Annotated in this window: 16 protein-coding genes; 9 read left to right on the top strand and 7 right to left on the bottom strand. The window is 31.0% G+C overall.

All coding sequences use genetic code 11. The features are described from left to right. Positions 1 to 4: 4 nt before the first annotated feature. The gene (locus tag N1F78_RS06525; protein ID WP_406685375.1) at positions 5 to 1,078 is read right to left on the bottom strand and encodes a rhodanese-related sulfurtransferase; all 1,074 of its coding nucleotides are present in this window, start codon (positions 1,076 to 1,078) and stop codon (positions 5 to 7) included. A 287-nt stretch (positions 1,079 to 1,365) separates the two neighbouring features. On the opposite strand from N1F78_RS06525, the gene recA reads away from it, so the two are divergent. From recA to N1F78_RS06505, 4 genes are all read left to right on the top strand, one after another. Further along, positions 1,366 to 2,364: a recombinase RecA gene (gene recA, locus N1F78_RS06520; protein WP_406685374.1), complete on the top strand. Its 999-nt coding sequence runs from the start codon at positions 1,366 to 1,368 to the stop codon at positions 2,362 to 2,364. 109 nt (positions 2,365 to 2,473) lie between these two features. After that, the gene (locus N1F78_RS06515) at positions 2,474 to 2,887 is read left to right on the top strand and encodes a hypothetical protein (protein WP_406685373.1); all 414 of its coding nucleotides are present in this window, start codon (positions 2,474 to 2,476) and stop codon (positions 2,885 to 2,887) included. Positions 2,888 to 2,917: 30 nt separating this feature from the next. Next, positions 2,918 to 3,460 (top strand): RNA polymerase sigma factor, encoded by a 543-nt coding sequence (locus tag N1F78_RS06510; protein WP_406685674.1) that lies wholly within the window; start codon positions 2,918 to 2,920, stop codon positions 3,458 to 3,460. Position 3,461: 1 nt separating this feature from the next. Next, a complete protein-coding gene (locus N1F78_RS06505) occupies positions 3,462 to 4,931 on the top strand; it encodes a hypothetical protein (RefSeq protein ID WP_406685372.1) in 1,470 nt (489 codons plus the stop codon). A gap of 84 nt (positions 4,932 to 5,015) precedes the next feature. Here N1F78_RS06505 and N1F78_RS06500 read toward each other — a convergent pair whose 3' ends face one another. Continuing rightward, on the bottom strand, positions 5,016 to 5,753 hold the full coding sequence (locus N1F78_RS06500; RefSeq protein ID WP_406685371.1) for a lysophospholipid acyltransferase family protein: 738 nt from the start codon (positions 5,751 to 5,753) through the stop codon (positions 5,016 to 5,018). 66 nt (positions 5,754 to 5,819) lie between these two features. Between N1F78_RS06500 and N1F78_RS06495 the strand changes: the two genes are divergently transcribed. After that, positions 5,820 to 6,050, top strand: a complete 231-nt coding sequence (locus N1F78_RS06495) for a GlsB/YeaQ/YmgE family stress response membrane protein (protein WP_406685370.1) — start codon at positions 5,820 to 5,822, stop codon at positions 6,048 to 6,050. 82 nt (positions 6,051 to 6,132) lie between these two features. Continuing rightward, positions 6,133 to 7,101, top strand: a complete 969-nt coding sequence (trpS, locus tag N1F78_RS06490; protein WP_406685369.1) for a tryptophan--tRNA ligase — start codon at positions 6,133 to 6,135, stop codon at positions 7,099 to 7,101. Here the strand turns inward: trpS and dprA are convergent. Further along, entirely contained in the window at positions 7,098 to 8,201 is a 1,104-nt protein-coding gene (gene dprA, locus N1F78_RS06485) for a DNA-processing protein DprA (protein WP_406685368.1), read from the bottom strand. The genes trpS and dprA overlap by 4 nt on opposite strands. Before the next feature lie 149 nt (positions 8,202 to 8,350). Between dprA and N1F78_RS06480 the strand changes: the two genes are divergently transcribed. The 3 genes from N1F78_RS06480 to N1F78_RS06470 all read left to right on the top strand — a co-directional run bounded on the left by N1F78_RS06480 (position 8,351) and on the right by N1F78_RS06470 (position 10,591). Then, positions 8,351 to 9,688 carry an SPOR domain-containing protein gene (locus N1F78_RS06480; RefSeq protein WP_406685367.1) on the top strand — a complete coding sequence of 446 codons (1,338 nt, stop codon included), beginning with the start codon at positions 8,351 to 8,353 and terminating at the stop codon, positions 9,686 to 9,688. A gap of 86 nt (positions 9,689 to 9,774) precedes the next feature. Then, a complete protein-coding gene (locus tag N1F78_RS06475) occupies positions 9,775 to 10,284 on the top strand; it encodes an acyl-CoA thioesterase (protein WP_406685366.1) in 510 nt (169 codons plus the stop codon). 94 nt (positions 10,285 to 10,378) lie between these two features. Continuing rightward, on the top strand, positions 10,379 to 10,591 hold the full coding sequence (locus N1F78_RS06470; protein ID WP_406685365.1) for a hypothetical protein: 213 nt from the start codon (positions 10,379 to 10,381) through the stop codon (positions 10,589 to 10,591). A 58-nt stretch (positions 10,592 to 10,649) separates the two neighbouring features. On the opposite strand, the gene N1F78_RS06465 is transcribed toward N1F78_RS06470, so the two are convergent. Genes N1F78_RS06465 through N1F78_RS06450 form a run of 4 tightly spaced genes read right to left on the bottom strand, consistent with a single transcriptional unit; the run spans position 10,650 to position 14,320 of the window. Beyond that, positions 10,650 to 11,879: a murein hydrolase activator EnvC family protein gene (locus N1F78_RS06465; RefSeq protein WP_406685364.1), complete on the bottom strand. Its 1,230-nt coding sequence runs from the start codon at positions 11,877 to 11,879 to the stop codon at positions 10,650 to 10,652. Next, on the bottom strand, positions 11,879 to 12,646 hold the full coding sequence (locus N1F78_RS06460; RefSeq protein ID WP_406685363.1) for a DUF4292 domain-containing protein: 768 nt from the start codon (positions 12,644 to 12,646) through the stop codon (positions 11,879 to 11,881). Before N1F78_RS06460 ends, N1F78_RS06465 begins: the two co-directional genes overlap by 1 nt. Further along, positions 12,646 to 14,013, bottom strand: a complete 1,368-nt coding sequence (locus tag N1F78_RS06455) for a tetratricopeptide repeat protein (RefSeq protein WP_406685362.1) — start codon at positions 14,011 to 14,013, stop codon at positions 12,646 to 12,648. Before N1F78_RS06455 ends, N1F78_RS06460 begins: the two co-directional genes overlap by 1 nt. Continuing rightward, on the bottom strand, positions 14,003 to 14,320 hold the full coding sequence (locus tag N1F78_RS06450; protein WP_406685361.1) for an antibiotic biosynthesis monooxygenase family protein: 318 nt from the start codon (positions 14,318 to 14,320) through the stop codon (positions 14,003 to 14,005). Before N1F78_RS06450 ends, N1F78_RS06455 begins: the two co-directional genes overlap by 11 nt.

Raw genomic sequence — 14,320 nt, 5'->3', positions numbered from 1 at the left:
TACCTTAACTCTTATCCTTTTTAAGCGAATCGTAAATATTTCTCAAATCTTTCTTAAACGGTAGGTAATCTGCACGTCCTTTTTTGAAAATATCATTACTATTACCTTGTCCCTTTCTCAAAGCTTTTTGCTCCTCATAAGGTAAAGCGTTTATATCTTGGCAATTTGTTGAACAACAATTATCCATTTCTACTTTACATTCATCACATTGAATAAATAATAAGTGGCACGCATCATTGGCACAGTTTGTATGCACGTCCGCTGGCTTTCCACATTGATGGCATTGAGCAATAACATCATCGCTTATTTTTTCAGCGCGTCTATCATCAAATACAAAGTTTTTCCCAATAAATTTATTTTCTAGTTCGTTCTCTTTTATCTGACGCGTATATTCAATTATTCCTCCCTCCAATTGAAAAACATTTTTGAAGCCTTTATGTTTAAAATAGGCACTTGCTTTTTCACATCTAATGCCACCGGTGCAATACATTACTAAATTTTTATCTTCCTTATGTTCTTTTAAATCTTCTTCAATAATATCAAGAGATTCTCTAAATGTATCAACATCAGGAGTAACAGCATTTTTAAAATGACCTATTTCACTTTCATAATGATTTCGCATATCAACAAGTACAGTGTCGTTATCTTCAATGAGTTCATTGAATTTTTCTGCACCCACATGAACACCCTTATTAGTAACATCAAAGGTGTCATCGTTTAATCCGTCAGCTACTATTTTATTCCTAACCTTTACCTTAAGTTTTAAAAAAGACATATTATCCTGCTCTATGGCAATATTTAACCTTATGTCCTTTAAAAAATCAATAGTATCTAAATGAGATTTAAACTCTTGAAACCTGTCTGCAGGTAATGATAATTGCCCATTTATGCCTTCATTGGCAACATAAATTCTACCTAAAACATCAAGGGTATCCCAAACTAAAAACAGTTGATCTCTAAATTCTTGAGGATTGTTAATTTTGGCGTATTGATAGAAAGAAAGTGTAAGGCGGTCTTTACCTGCCTTTTCAATTAACACTGCTCTTTCTTTAGCACTTAGTTTATTGTACAGTTGCATGCTATACTAATTTTTAAAGTTTAAAGAATGTATTAAGCTGCAAAAGTACATTTTTTACATAATATCAGCTATTTAAGGGTATAAAAAAAAGCACTTTAGAGGCATAAAGTGCTTTTCAGTCAAGAATAGAGTTAGTTTAGTTATAACCTTAGTAGGCCTATTTCATAGTCTTAGTTTTTCCTATTTTTATAATAGATACAAAATATGTAAAAAGGTTGCGTGTTAAAATTGTATTGTGCCAAAAGATGTATTATTTTAGCAAGCATAACTTCAGAAAAAAAAGATAAATGAGTAAAGAAAACGAAGCTAAATTAAAAGCATTAAAATTAACCTTAGATAAATTAGATAAAGCTTACGGAAAAGGAACCGTTATGAAAATGAGTGATGCTGCTGTTGAGGATGTAGATGCTATTTCATCAGGGTCTTTAGGATTGGATATTGCTTTAGGCGTTGGTGGTTATCCACGCGGGCGTGTAATTGAAATTTATGGTCCAGAATCTTCTGGTAAAACAACCTTAACCTTACATGCTATTGCTGAAGCACAAAAAACCGGAGGTATTGCAGCTTTTATTGATGCTGAACATGCTTTTGATAGATTTTATGCCGAAAAATTGGGTGTAGATATAGACAACTTAATTATATCGCAACCAGATAATGGTGAGCAAGCTTTAGAAATTGCAGATAACTTAATTAGGTCTGGTGCTATAGATATTGTAGTAGTAGATTCTGTTGCCGCATTAACACCTAAAAGTGAAATTGAAGGTGAAATGGGAGATTCTAAAATGGGGCTTCATGCCCGCTTAATGTCACAAGCATTGCGAAAGCTTACCGCATCTATAAGTAAAACTAACTGTACTGTAATATTTATTAATCAATTACGTGAAAAAATAGGTGTTATGTTTGGTAACCCAGAAACCACAACAGGAGGTAATGCCTTAAAATTCTATGCTTCGGTGAGATTAGATATAAGAAGGTCTACCCAAATAAAACAAACAGATGGTACGGTTGCTGGTAATAAAACCAGAGTTAAAGTTGTTAAAAATAAAGTAGCACCACCTTTTAAAATGGCTGAGTTTGATATTATGTATGGTGAAGGTGTTTCTAAAGTTGGTGAAATTCTAGATATAGCAGTAGATAACGAAATTATAAAGAAAAGCGGTTCTTGGTTTAGTTATCAAGACACGAAACTAGGGCAAGGTAGAGATGCTGTTAAAGCTCTCATTAAAGATAATCCGGAACTCATGGATGAGCTTGAAGCTAAAGTAAGAGAAATAATTATTTCTTAAAATTGTTAAAAAAGTCCCGAATTCCTCGGGATTTTTTAGTTTTATAACGCAACCATTTAATAACTAGAGCATCTTAGTGGTATAAACATGTATTTAACGCTAAATTGCTATGAAAAGAGTTATTATACTATGTTTAACACTCATGGCGTTTTTTTCATGTAGTGTTAATGATGATGGTGCTAATTATAGTTTTGAAATTTTACCTGTTGAGAGTGTTGAAATTCCATCGGAATTTGTTTTAGGAGAAACATACCCTATTACTATTTCTTATTTTACACCTTCTACATGTTATGCTTTTAACGACTTTTATTATTTAAAAGAACTTAATGAGCGTACGGTTGCTCCAATAAACTATGTCTTTGACAGCAATGATTGTGAAAACCTTGAAAATGAATTAACAGAGGCCACATTTAACTTTTATGTTACAAATACAGGGTCTTATATTTTTAAATTCTGGCAAGGTGAGAATGATAATGAAGAAGACCAATTCTTAACTATAGAAGTACCAGTGGTTGAGTTATAAGAATTAGGTATTAATTAATACATGTTTAATTTGAGTTTAGAACAACTCATAGAAAATTGTAAAATTAATGATACTAAAGCACAAGGAGAGTTATATAAACTTTTTTCAAATAAGTTATTCTCAATTTGCTTAAAGTATTCACGTAACTATGCCGAAGCAGAAGATAATCTGCAAGATGCATTTCTTACAATTTTTAATAAAATTGAACAATATAAAAATAAAGGTTCTTTTGAAGGTTGGCTAAAACGCGTTACTGTAAACACTGTATTGCAGCGTTACAGAAACGAGAAAGTTTTTGATATTGTAAAGGAAGAACAGATTGAAGATGTAGAAATTGAAGTAGATGAAGAAACATTTTCATTAGATTTTCTTTTGAAAATCATACAAGAGTTACCAGATAGATACAGATTGGTGTTTAACCTTTATGTTCTTGATGGGTATTCGCATAAAGATATAGCAGAGATGCTAAAAATAAATGTAGGAACTTCAAAATCTAATTTAGCAAGGGCTAGACAGATTTTGAAGAAAAATATAGAAGATTATAAATTGTCCCAAAGTTTGCAATCATTATAAAATGAGTGATAAAAAACATATAGATAGGTTGTTTCAGGAAACCTTTAAAGACTTTGAAGTAGCACCTAGTGATGCTATTTGGAAAGGTATTAAAGCAAACCTAAAAAAGAAAAAGAATAAACGTATTATTCCAATATGGTGGCGTTATGCTGGTGTTGCTGCTTTACTTATGTTATTACTTACTGTAGGAGGGGTTTACCTAAATAATAATAACACCATAGAAGTTGTTAATGAAGAAGATAGTAACTTAAACATAAACAACCTTGAAGTAAAAACCCCAGTTAATTTTAATGAGGAAAGCACAACTATTGCCACCTCAAATGAAAAAGTTGACGTGCCTAATAATCAAGAAAGTGCTAGCTCTAGTTCAAATTATATTGTTTCACAGAAAGAATCATCTATTTCTGAAGCCTCAGTATTAAAAAACAGTACTAAAAGTAGTTTTTATGAAAAAACTAACAACAATTTCAATCAAAGTCAGGAAAACAGCCTGATTGCTAAAAAAACTGAAGGTACTAACAATAATAATATAGCAATTGAAAATTCAGTTGAAGATAAAAACGAGTTGCTTCAAAACAAATCAACTCAAATAAATGCAATAACTAATAACATTGAAGCTTTAGAAAAATCTAAAAACAAGTTACCTGAAATTAACCATAATCAATCATTTGCTGAAACAAAAAATGATAACCAAAAACTTTCTATTGAGGATGTTTTAGAAAAAAATAAAGATCTTTTTGAAAATAATGATTCCGAGAAAATTAACAGATGGACTGTTGCTCCCAATGCAGCTCCAGTATATTTTAATTCTTTAGGAGAAGGATCTTCTATTGATCCTCAATTTAACTCTAACTCAAAAAGTGGCGAGGTAAATATGAGTTATGGTATTTCTGCAAGTTTTGCTTTAAATAATAAAATCAGTATTAGGTCTGGTATAAATAAGGTTGATTTAGGTTATAATACAAATGATGTAATTATTTTTCAAACAACAGGTGCTGCAGCCCAAGGTTCTTTGCAAAATGTAAGTGAAAGTGCTACAAGAAATGATAATGTTGCCATAGCTAGTGAAGCTAATTTTAATGATGCCCCCTTAGTATTTAATTCTGTAAATACAACCCTAAACCAATCTTTTGGATATATTGAAATTCCGTTAGAGATTCAATATTCATTAACTAATAAAAAGTTTGGTTTAAATGTAATTGGTGGATTTAGTTCTTTCTTTTTAAATAATAATGAAATATTTTCTGAAGCACAAAATGGACCTAGAACCTTTTTAGGTGAAGCCAACAATTTAAACAAAGTGAGTTATAGTGCTAATTTTGGTTTAGGTTTTAATTATAAAATAACTGAAAAATTTGACTTGAATTTAGAACCAATGTTCAAGTATCAAATAAATACATTTAACAATACTTCCGGTAATTTTAAGCCATATATTCTTGGTGTTTATACCGGATTCGCTATTAAATTCTAGGTTTTTGGTTAGATCTGGTTATTGGCTTTCATTTAAGCTCGAAATCCAATATCAAAAAAAACTGCTCATCCCCCGAGCAGTTTTTTATTTATTATACTCTCTCAACTGATTTAAAATAACAGTTCTAGACTCCTTATTTAAACTTTTAGTATCATCAATTGTTAAACCTTTAGTAGAAAGAAATTTGTGTATTTTAACCCGCATTCGCCCGGGTCCACCACTAAAAAATGTATACGAAAAACGTTTTTTATTATCTGCAAATGTTAATGGTACAATGGGTATCTGATGGTTAATAGCCAATCTAAAAGCGCCATCCTTAAATTCATCTAATTCAATATGTTCTTCAGGCACTCCGCCCTCAGGAAAAATACATATACTCAAGCCAGACTCTAGTCGCCTTTGGGCTCTTAAAAATACAGCTTGTCTACTTTTGGCTGAACTTCTATCAACTAAAATACAAGTACGTTTATAAAAAAATCCAAACAAGGGTATTTTAGCTAGCTCTTTCTTTCCCACAAAAACAAACGGGTTTTTTACAGATATCAGCATTAACATGATATCTATCATTGAGGTATGATTTGCAATAAACATATAGCTTTTGGCCTTTTCAGGTATTTGTTCTTTTTTAAAAGAATAATTAAATCCCATTCCTATTAAAATAAATTTAGCCCAAAAACGTGCCAACTTAAAAAAGAAGGGATACCAAGACTCTTTTGAAATTGAAATTAAAAGTACGGGGAATAAAAGTACTATAGGTATAATTACAAGAATGTAAAACCAAATACGGTAAAGCGTCCAGAAAATGTATTTAATAACAGTCATTCATACCAAAAATACTATTATAAATTGATTATCTTTAAAACAGAATAACTTAAAAATTATATAATTATGAGTTTACTATATTCTTTATTAATTGGCGCTATTGCCGGTTGGTTGGCTGGAAAATTAATGAAAGGTGGCGGTTTTGGCATTTTTTTAAATATTGTAATAGGTATTATTGGTGGTTTTGTAGGGAGCTGGCTATTAGGAAATTTACTAGATGGTGTGATTGGAGATATTTTAACGGGAGCTATTGGTGCTTGTGTAATCTTATTTGTTGCAGGCCTATTCAAAAAATAATATTCAAGAAAAATTTAGATAAAGTGGCATTAGCCACTTTTTTTATGACCTAACTTCATTAAATTTGCGCTTTATTACAATTATGGCAAGAATACTTACGGGCATACAAAGTACCGGAACACCGCATTTAGGAAATATATTAGGAGCAATAATACCTGCTATTAAAATGGCTGAAAAGCCTGAAAATGACTCCTATTTATTTATAGCAAACTTGCATTCCTTAACTCAAATTAAAGACGCACAAACATTAAGAGAAAATACCTATTCTACAGCAGCTACATGGTTGGCTTTTGGCTTAGATATTGAAAAAAGTGTGTTCTACAGACAAAGTGATGTTCCACAAGTAACTGAATTAACTTGGTATTTAAATTGCTTTTTTCCTTACCAAAGGTTAACACTGGCCCACAGTTTTAAAGATAAAGCAGATAGGTTGGAAGATGTAAATTCTGGTTTATTCACCTACCCCATGCTTATGGCTGCTGATATTTTATTGTATGACGCAGAAATAATTCCTGTGGGAAAAGATCAGGAACAACATATTGAAATGACTAGAGATGTTGCCACTCGCTTTCATGCTAAAGTTGGTGAGACTTTTGTATTACCAAAAGCCGAAATTCAAAAAGACACCATGCTTATACCTGGAACTGATGGTGAAAAAATGAGCAAAAGTAAAGGCAATACTATTAATATATTTTTAGCAGACAAAAAACTGCGCAAACAAATCATGTCAATTAAAACAGACAGTACGCCTTTAGAAGCACCTAAAGACTGGAAAACCTGTAATTGTTTTGCTATTTATAATTTATTAGCTAATGATGAGCAAAAAGAAATCATGAAAGGCAACTATGAAAAAGGAGGTTATGGTTACGGACATGCAAAACAGGCTTTATTTGAATTAATTGTGGATAAATTTTCGACTGAAAGAGAAAAATACAATTACTACATGAATAACTTAGATGAGTTAGATAAAGCGCTTGCTATTGGCTCTGAAAAGGCCAAATTAGTTGCTGATTCAGTTCTAAACAGAGTTAGAGAAAAAGTTGGGTATTAAATAAGCTCAAACAACTTTCCTGGTAACGGACGTACAACACCCTTTAGTTCCATATTTAATAAAGTACTAGAGATTTTATAAATAGGCATTTTACAATTAACAGCTATAGCATCTAATTGTTGTTTTTCATTTTCTTTAAGATAGTTGTAAATTGTCTTTTCTGTAGAGTCTAACTCAACAAATAATTGCTTTTGGATTGTTGGTTTGTTAGCTTTTTCTAGTTCCCAATTCAAAATATATGGCACATCTAAAGGGTTAGAAAGCATCATTGCCTTTTGATGTTTTATCAAATTATTACAGCCAATACTTTGGCTATCTGTAACTCTACCAGGAACTGCAAACACATCTCTGTTATATGAATTGGCAATATCTGCTGTTACTAAACTTCCTCCTTTTTCAGCAGACTCAATAACTATGGTAGCTTCGCTTAAACCAGCAATAATTCTGTTTCGTTTTAAAAAATTATTTCTATCAAACACATCAGTACTCCAAAAATCCGAGAAAAAACCACCATTGTTTTCAACATGAACCATATATTTTTTATGCACTTTAGGGTAAATTTGATTTAATCCATGTGCTAAACATCCAATGGTTTGTAAATTATTATTTAATGCTGCTTTATGAGCTGTAATATCTGTTCCATAAGCAAATCCTGAAACAATTACTGGATTATAAGGTTTTAACTCTTCAATTAAATTTTGACAAAATGCTATCCCATTAGTAGTAATTTTTCTAGCACCAACTATACTTATTATCCTTTGGTTATTTAAATTAATATTTCCAGATTGAAACAGTAATATAGGTCCATCAATACAGTGCTTAAGTTTGTTAGGGTAACTTTCACCTTTAAAATATGAAACCTTAATCTTATTTTCTTTAATGAAAGCTATTTCGTCTTCAGCTGCTTTTAGATGGATGGACTCATGAATATCTTTTAAAACAAATTGACCAATACCATCAATTTTAAGAAGATTTTGCTTCTTTTCTTTTAAAACCGCCTCTGCAGAACCACAAAAAGAAATAAGTCTTTTAGCCGTAATATCACCTATATTTGGTACATGTTGTAGAGCAAGCGTATAAAGCAAATCGTTTTCTGTCATGTGCGTGTTGACTTTGTGATTGCAATAAAAGAAATTTTGTTCAATTAATTAATATTTAAAATACCGTTGTACAACACGATAACTCTACTTGTTAATAAATATTTATTCCTAAATTTCATCAGGCAACATATTTTTCTAACTTTGTTTTTATGCAATTGGAAACCTACATTAGTGATTTATTATACCGGTACGAATGTGTTACCATACCTAAGTTTGGTTCATTTTTAACACAACGTGAATCAGCTACAATTGAGGAGTCATCAAATACATTTAATGCTCCCAAAAAGAGCATATCTTTTAATGAACAAATACAGAATAATGATGGCTTATTAGCGCATTATATTGCTGACGTTGAGAAAATTCCTTTTGAAAAAGCAAACAAAAAAATTGAGAAACGAGTTAAGTCATTAAAATCATATTTGACTCAAGGAGAAACACTTACTTTCAAAAATATTGGAGAAATAGTCTTAAATATTGAAGGCAAAATTTTGTTTGAACCTACCTACCATCTTAATTATTTAACAGATTCTTTTGGGTTATCAGATTTTGTATCTCCATTGGTTACTAGAGAAGTATACAAAAAAGAAGTTGAAGCCATTGAAAAGGTAGTGCCAATTGCTGTTACTCATGAAAAACGTAAAGCTATACCTTATTTAAAATATGCTGCTGTTGCGATAATTGCTTTAACGATGGGTGGTTATGCCGTTTCTAATTATTACGTAGACAAGATTGAAACTCATAATCAATTAGCTCAAGAAGAGGCCGAAAGACAATTAGAAAACAAAATACAGCAAGCTACATTTAACCTTAATTCTTTATCTACAATAACCTTAAATGTTACCAAACAAACAGGTAATTATCATGTGGTTGCCGGAGCTTTTAGGGTTGAAGAAAACTGCTTAAAAAAAATAAAGCAACTTAAATCTGAAGGTTTTAAAGCTAGAAAATTAGGTGTAAATAATTACGGCTTACATGAAGTAGTTTATGGTAGTTATGAAGATAGACTTGAAGCTTTAAAAGCCCTAAGAAGCATTAAAAAAACACATAATAAGGAGGCTTGGTTGAAAACAGACCCCAGTGTCAGCAGAGTTGGTACAATTGCAAATACTTCAAACAACGAAATAATAGGTCAAACTTCAACTAAAGAAAATTTAAATTCATTAGCAGATAACCTTATTTTATCAAATGAGTTTAACTTTAATGAAAGCCCAAACATTATTAAAATAATTAATAACATTAAGACTATTGAAAGTGGTTATTACTCTATTTTGGCGGCTTATTCTACAATGGAAAACAGAGATGCTTTCTTAAATTTATTAGCTTCAAAAGGCATAACAAGTGCTAATTACTTTTTTGATGCTAACAGTGGTAAATACTTTATTTATCATGAAACCTTTAGCAATTTAGAAACCGCTAAAAAGTCTTTACTTACAGAAAAGAATTTGACATATAATTTAAAAATGGCTATTGTAAAAGTTTCAAATTAGGGCATAATTGTTTTTTACACTTCAATATAATTTCTTTCTTAAATAATTAAAAGCATTGTAACTTTGCTATCATTAAACTTTGAGCAATGACAGCAAAAACGCCCGAGCAATCTAAAACAGTACTTACAGATATGGTTTTACCAGGTGAAACCAATCCGTTAAATAATCTTTTTGGAGGAGAACTTTTAGCCAGAATGGATAGAGCTGCTAGTATTGCCGCTAGACGCCATAGCAGACGAATTGTGGTTACAGCTTCTGTTAACCATGTAGCGTTTAACAGAGCGGTTCCATTAGGTAGCGTTGTTACTGTTGAAGCTAAAGTATCTAGAGCTTTTAAAACCTCAATGGAAGTTTATATTGATGTTTGGATTGAAGATAGAGAGTCTGGTGAAAAGACACAGGCTAATGAAGCTATTTACACCTTCGTAGCTGTTGATGAAACCGGACGACCAATTTCAGTTCCGGAAGTAATACCTGAAACCACATTAGAAAAAGAACGCTTTGATGCTGCCCTAAGAAGAAAGCAATTAAGCTTATTACTTGCAGGAAAAATTAAACCAAAAGATGCTACAGAATTAAAAGCCTTATTTGATTAAGCACCAAACCAAAAGCCTAGATTGGAATAACCAAATTTAAACCTTTAAGGTTTAGTTATGTCATAATAGTATATAAACCCAAATTTATATTGCTATGAGAACTTTTATTATTTTAATTTCTGCTATTCTTTTATTCAATTTATCTTCTTGTGCCGCTCGTGTAACTAAAAGACCAGCTAAGGTTACAGTTATAAAAACCGCACCTCAAAATCATAAAATTGTAGTAATAAAAGGCAAACATTATTACTTTTGGAATGGAAGGCATTACAGAAAAACTAGACGTGGTTTTGTTTTTGTGAGGGTATAAATAAGAGTAAAAAACAATTTAATGAGATTCTGAAATAAATTCAGGATTACAAAGCGTATCACATTCTATAAATCCAATTTGCTGGATTTTCCTTAATAGCTCCTTTTGATAAGACAAAACCTAAAATGGTTCTGCCATCAGAGGGATTGGTGAACACTTCACCAATAGCCTGTTTGGTGGTAACCCTATCTCCTTTCTTTACATAAATCTTAGATAAATTTTTATAAAGTGTTACGTAATTACCATGACGAATCATAACTATGGGATTAACGTTTTTCATTTTTATAATTTCACTTACCTCACCATTAAAAACAGCCATAACTTGGGCACCTTTCTCGGTTGATATTCGCACGCCATTACTGGTAATTATTAAATTTCTATCAATTGGCGAAGGCACTCTACCATAATTTAAACTAACACGCCCCCGTTCTACCGGCCAAGGTAATTTACCTTTGTTAGCAACAAAATTTGTTGCTAACAACTTTTCTTCTGGTGTCAAAGCAAAAGTGGTTGATGACGTTGATTTACCAGCTTTTTTATTAGAGCTAGCTATTACTGCCCTAATAATTTTATCAATTTCCCTGTCAATTCTTGCAGCCTCACGTTCTTTTTGACGTATCTGTACGGTGTATTTTGATAAATTCTTTCTTATAGACTTCATCAAATTTTCGTGTGATTTACGTTCAGATTCTAATTCTCTTTGAGAAACCCTATTTTCAGCAATAAGTTTCTTTTTATTCTCTTGCTGCCTTAATAGATCTTTGTTTAACTCCTGTAAATCTAATGTTTTAGTCTTTATGGTTTCTCCCTGTTGCCTTTGATGATTTGAGTATTGCTTTATATACTGCAATCTTTTGTACGCTTGTTTAAAGTCTGAAGATGATAGTAAAAACATAATTCTGCTGTGTTGATTTTTACTTTTATAAGACTTAACTACCATAGCAGCATAATCTTCTTTAAGCTGCTTTAATTCATTTCTTAAATCTGTGATTTTTTTTTGGTTAGAATTAATTTCTCTATTTAAATAATTTGCTTGCTGATTAGTCACTTTTATCAAATTGTCCAAAACACTAATCTTGTAATTATACCCTTCTATTAGTGACAATTCTGATTGCTCTTTAGATTTATCTTCAGCTCTTAACTTACTTATTCTTTGAATTTCTCTTCTTAGCTCCTGCCTACGTGTTTCCAATTCCTTCTGCTTATTGGTTTGGGCAAAAACAAAAGAACTACTAAATATTAGAAATGTTAATAGAGTTAATTTATATGAAATTACTTTTGTTGTCATTAAAGCTTAATCTCTTTATAACCCGACGGAATTTTAAACGGAAATCTTAAATCTTCATTTAAAGTAACATTTTTAAACTCTAACCCTATAACAAGTTCTTCATTAGCTTCAACAGCAATAACTTTTACTTTTTCGGGTAAAATTTGATCATCAACTTTTTGATGTGATAAATAATCTATATATAAATGTCTCAATTCTTTTATTTGAGATATTTCCTGTCTTTTTATTTTAAAAAGTGATGGATCTAGTAAAAAGAAAATTTCAAATAATTCACGTTGTTTCTTAGGTTGAAGTATATATGTGTCTTCATCAACAGACACCTTGTAATTATCTTCTTTTAAATCGAAAATTGCATTTCCTATTAATAAATTCTGAACCTTTTGAAAGTCTAATTTCGTTCCCAACAATTTACTTAAATAATTATAATCTCCCTCAAAAAACGTATTGTCTAACTTGTTATAAAAACTCACCTTATCTGGAGTTATTAAGGCTTTCACAACAGAAAATGTAGCACTCATCCATAAGGTTTCATCTTTCTTTGCTCTAAAACTAACAGAATGACTTTGAGAGCTCTTTCCATTCTCATAGGTAATTTTTAAAGTAGATTTTAAAGTGGTATAATCTGGACTCTTTTTTAAGTTCTCTTTTATTAATTGTCTTGAAGATAAATTAAAATTAGCCTCACCTCCTGTAACAGTTTTTGCCGATTTACAGCTAAAAAGCACCAGAATAAATGTTATTAAAAAGACTTGAGTACGTATTTGCATTAATTTGGGTTTTGTAATTGTTTTGCCTTATCACTAAACGTTTTTGCCTTTGTAGTATTGTTTAAAAGCGTATAAGCCTTACTTAACTGCGTATAAAAATCAGACTCCATTTTTAAATCATCTATAATATAATCTAAACCAATTTCTAAAACTTCAATAGCTTTTTGGGGCTGATTTAACGCATTAAAAGAAACACCGTTTATTAAATATAATAGTGGCTGCGAAGGATAATTATTAAGCGCATTTCCGCTCTTTTCATTAGCCAAATTAAACTGATTTAAGTCTAAATGTAAAAGCATTACATTTTTTAATACACCAAAGTTATTAGGTTCTAATTTTAGAGCAGCATCAAAATTTTCTAAAGCTTTTTGTTTGTTTCCCTTGGCTAAATAATACTGACCCAATTCTGTTAGCGTTTTACTATTATTTGCACCTTCAACCAAAGCCGTAGCCTCAATTAAATCTGATTCATACTGGGGATTTTCACCAACAAATTTTACGAAATCTGTTAAAACTTTTAGTTTGGTCTCAGGCTTAATTTGGGTGCTTTTAACCACAATTTTCATGGACTCTATAGCTTTTTCAGTGGCTTTATCATCTAAATAAAACTTATATAATGCCAAATGAACTTTTTGTGAATTTGGGTTAATCTTTAAAAGTTCTTTTGCTGTTTCAAAAGCTTTTTCTTTTTGATTGTTTTCACTGTAACGAAAAATTAGTGCTAAATAGTTTGATTCTTTTTCTGGGTTATCATCAACGCGCTTTTCAAGATTTTCTATTTGATCTTTCTTCCTGCCTGTAAGCTCATATATTTTATTCCTCATGATATCTCTAGATAATGAAATACCATGTTTAGCATCTAATTCATCCAAAACATTTAGAGCTTCATCATACTTTTTCATTTTTAAATACAATGAGGCTAAATCTTCTTTATAATCTGGATGATAGTCTACAAGCTGTTTAATCGCTTCAATTGCCTTATCAAAATTATTTTGTGAAACATAAAACCCATACAGCTCATCTAAAAACCACTCGTTACTAGGGTCTTTAGCCACAGCCTTTTTTAAAGCTTCTTCTGCAGCATCAAAGTTTTTGGTTTTATTATAATTCTTACCTAATTCAAAATATAAAACGGGTACAGATTTATCTAGTTCAATACATTTTAAAAGAGATTCAACAGCTCTATCATAATTTTCTATCCCTTTTTGCTTCATAGCCTCATAAAAGTGCTCTTGAAACTCATCTTCATTATTTCCTAAATCATCATCGGGGGTTTTATTAAAATCAACTTGGGCATAAGTAGGTTGAAAAATGCATAACATCATTCCGAAAACAAAAACCAATAAAACTTTATACTTATTTACCATTTGGGTTTTGTTCTAATAAATCTTCTACAACTTCAAGTTTTTCTAAAACCTTAATTTCTTCGCAAGAAGCTCTCATTACATCTCTATATTGATTTGCCTCATCAGGTAAATTACCTCCTGATTCTTCAAAGACTATTTCACTAGGCCATTGGGCATAGGCTATATATTGTAGGGTTTCCTTTTTATGTAGTCTTGAGCCTAAACTACCTTCGTTTTTATAAATTAATTTTGTTAATGCACGCCATGACTCTATAAAAGTTCTCTCTTGATTAGGTTTCACCCTAAAAGCATACACTACTATATACAT

It is taken from the genome of Seonamhaeicola sp. MEBiC01930, assembly GCF_045277075.1.
GTDB lineage: Bacteria > Bacteroidota > Bacteroidia > Flavobacteriales > Flavobacteriaceae > Seonamhaeicola.
This window is presented reverse-complemented; position numbering and strand designations above follow the sequence as displayed.

Bases quoted from the DNA above. Each gene is read 5' to 3' on its own strand.
- N1F78_RS06515 (WP_406685373.1), top strand. From the start codon at position 2,474: ATGAAAAGAGTTATTATACTATGTTTAACACTCATGGCGTTTTTTTCA.
- N1F78_RS06505 (WP_406685372.1), top strand. From the start codon at position 3,462: ATGAGTGATAAAAAACATATAGATAGGTTGTTTCAGGAAACCTTTAAA.
- N1F78_RS06450 (WP_406685361.1), bottom strand. From the start codon at position 14,320: ATGTATATAGTAGTGTATGCTTTTAGGGTGAAACCTAATCAAGAGAGA.
- N1F78_RS06480 (WP_406685367.1), top strand. From the start codon at position 8,351: ATGCAATTGGAAACCTACATTAGTGATTTATTATACCGGTACGAATGT.
- recA (WP_406685374.1), top strand. From the start codon at position 1,366: ATGAGTAAAGAAAACGAAGCTAAATTAAAAGCATTAAAATTAACCTTA.
- N1F78_RS06465 (WP_406685364.1), bottom strand. From the start codon at position 11,879: ATGACAACAAAAGTAATTTCATATAAATTAACTCTATTAACATTTCTA.
- dprA (WP_406685368.1), bottom strand. From the start codon at position 8,201: ATGACAGAAAACGATTTGCTTTATACGCTTGCTCTACAACATGTACCA.
- trpS (WP_406685369.1), top strand. From the start codon at position 6,133: ATGGCAAGAATACTTACGGGCATACAAAGTACCGGAACACCGCATTTA.
- N1F78_RS06460 (WP_406685363.1), bottom strand. From the start codon at position 12,646: ATGCAAATACGTACTCAAGTCTTTTTAATAACATTTATTCTGGTGCTT.
- N1F78_RS06475 (WP_406685366.1), top strand. From the start codon at position 9,775: ATGACAGCAAAAACGCCCGAGCAATCTAAAACAGTACTTACAGATATG.
- N1F78_RS06455 (WP_406685362.1), bottom strand. From the start codon at position 14,013: ATGGTAAATAAGTATAAAGTTTTATTGGTTTTTGTTTTCGGAATGATG.
- N1F78_RS06495 (WP_406685370.1), top strand. From the start codon at position 5,820: ATGAGTTTACTATATTCTTTATTAATTGGCGCTATTGCCGGTTGGTTG.
- N1F78_RS06500 (WP_406685371.1), bottom strand. From the start codon at position 5,753: ATGACTGTTATTAAATACATTTTCTGGACGCTTTACCGTATTTGGTTT.
- N1F78_RS06525 (WP_406685375.1), bottom strand. From the start codon at position 1,078: ATGCAACTGTACAATAAACTAAGTGCTAAAGAAAGAGCAGTGTTAATT.
- N1F78_RS06470 (WP_406685365.1), top strand. From the start codon at position 10,379: ATGAGAACTTTTATTATTTTAATTTCTGCTATTCTTTTATTCAATTTA.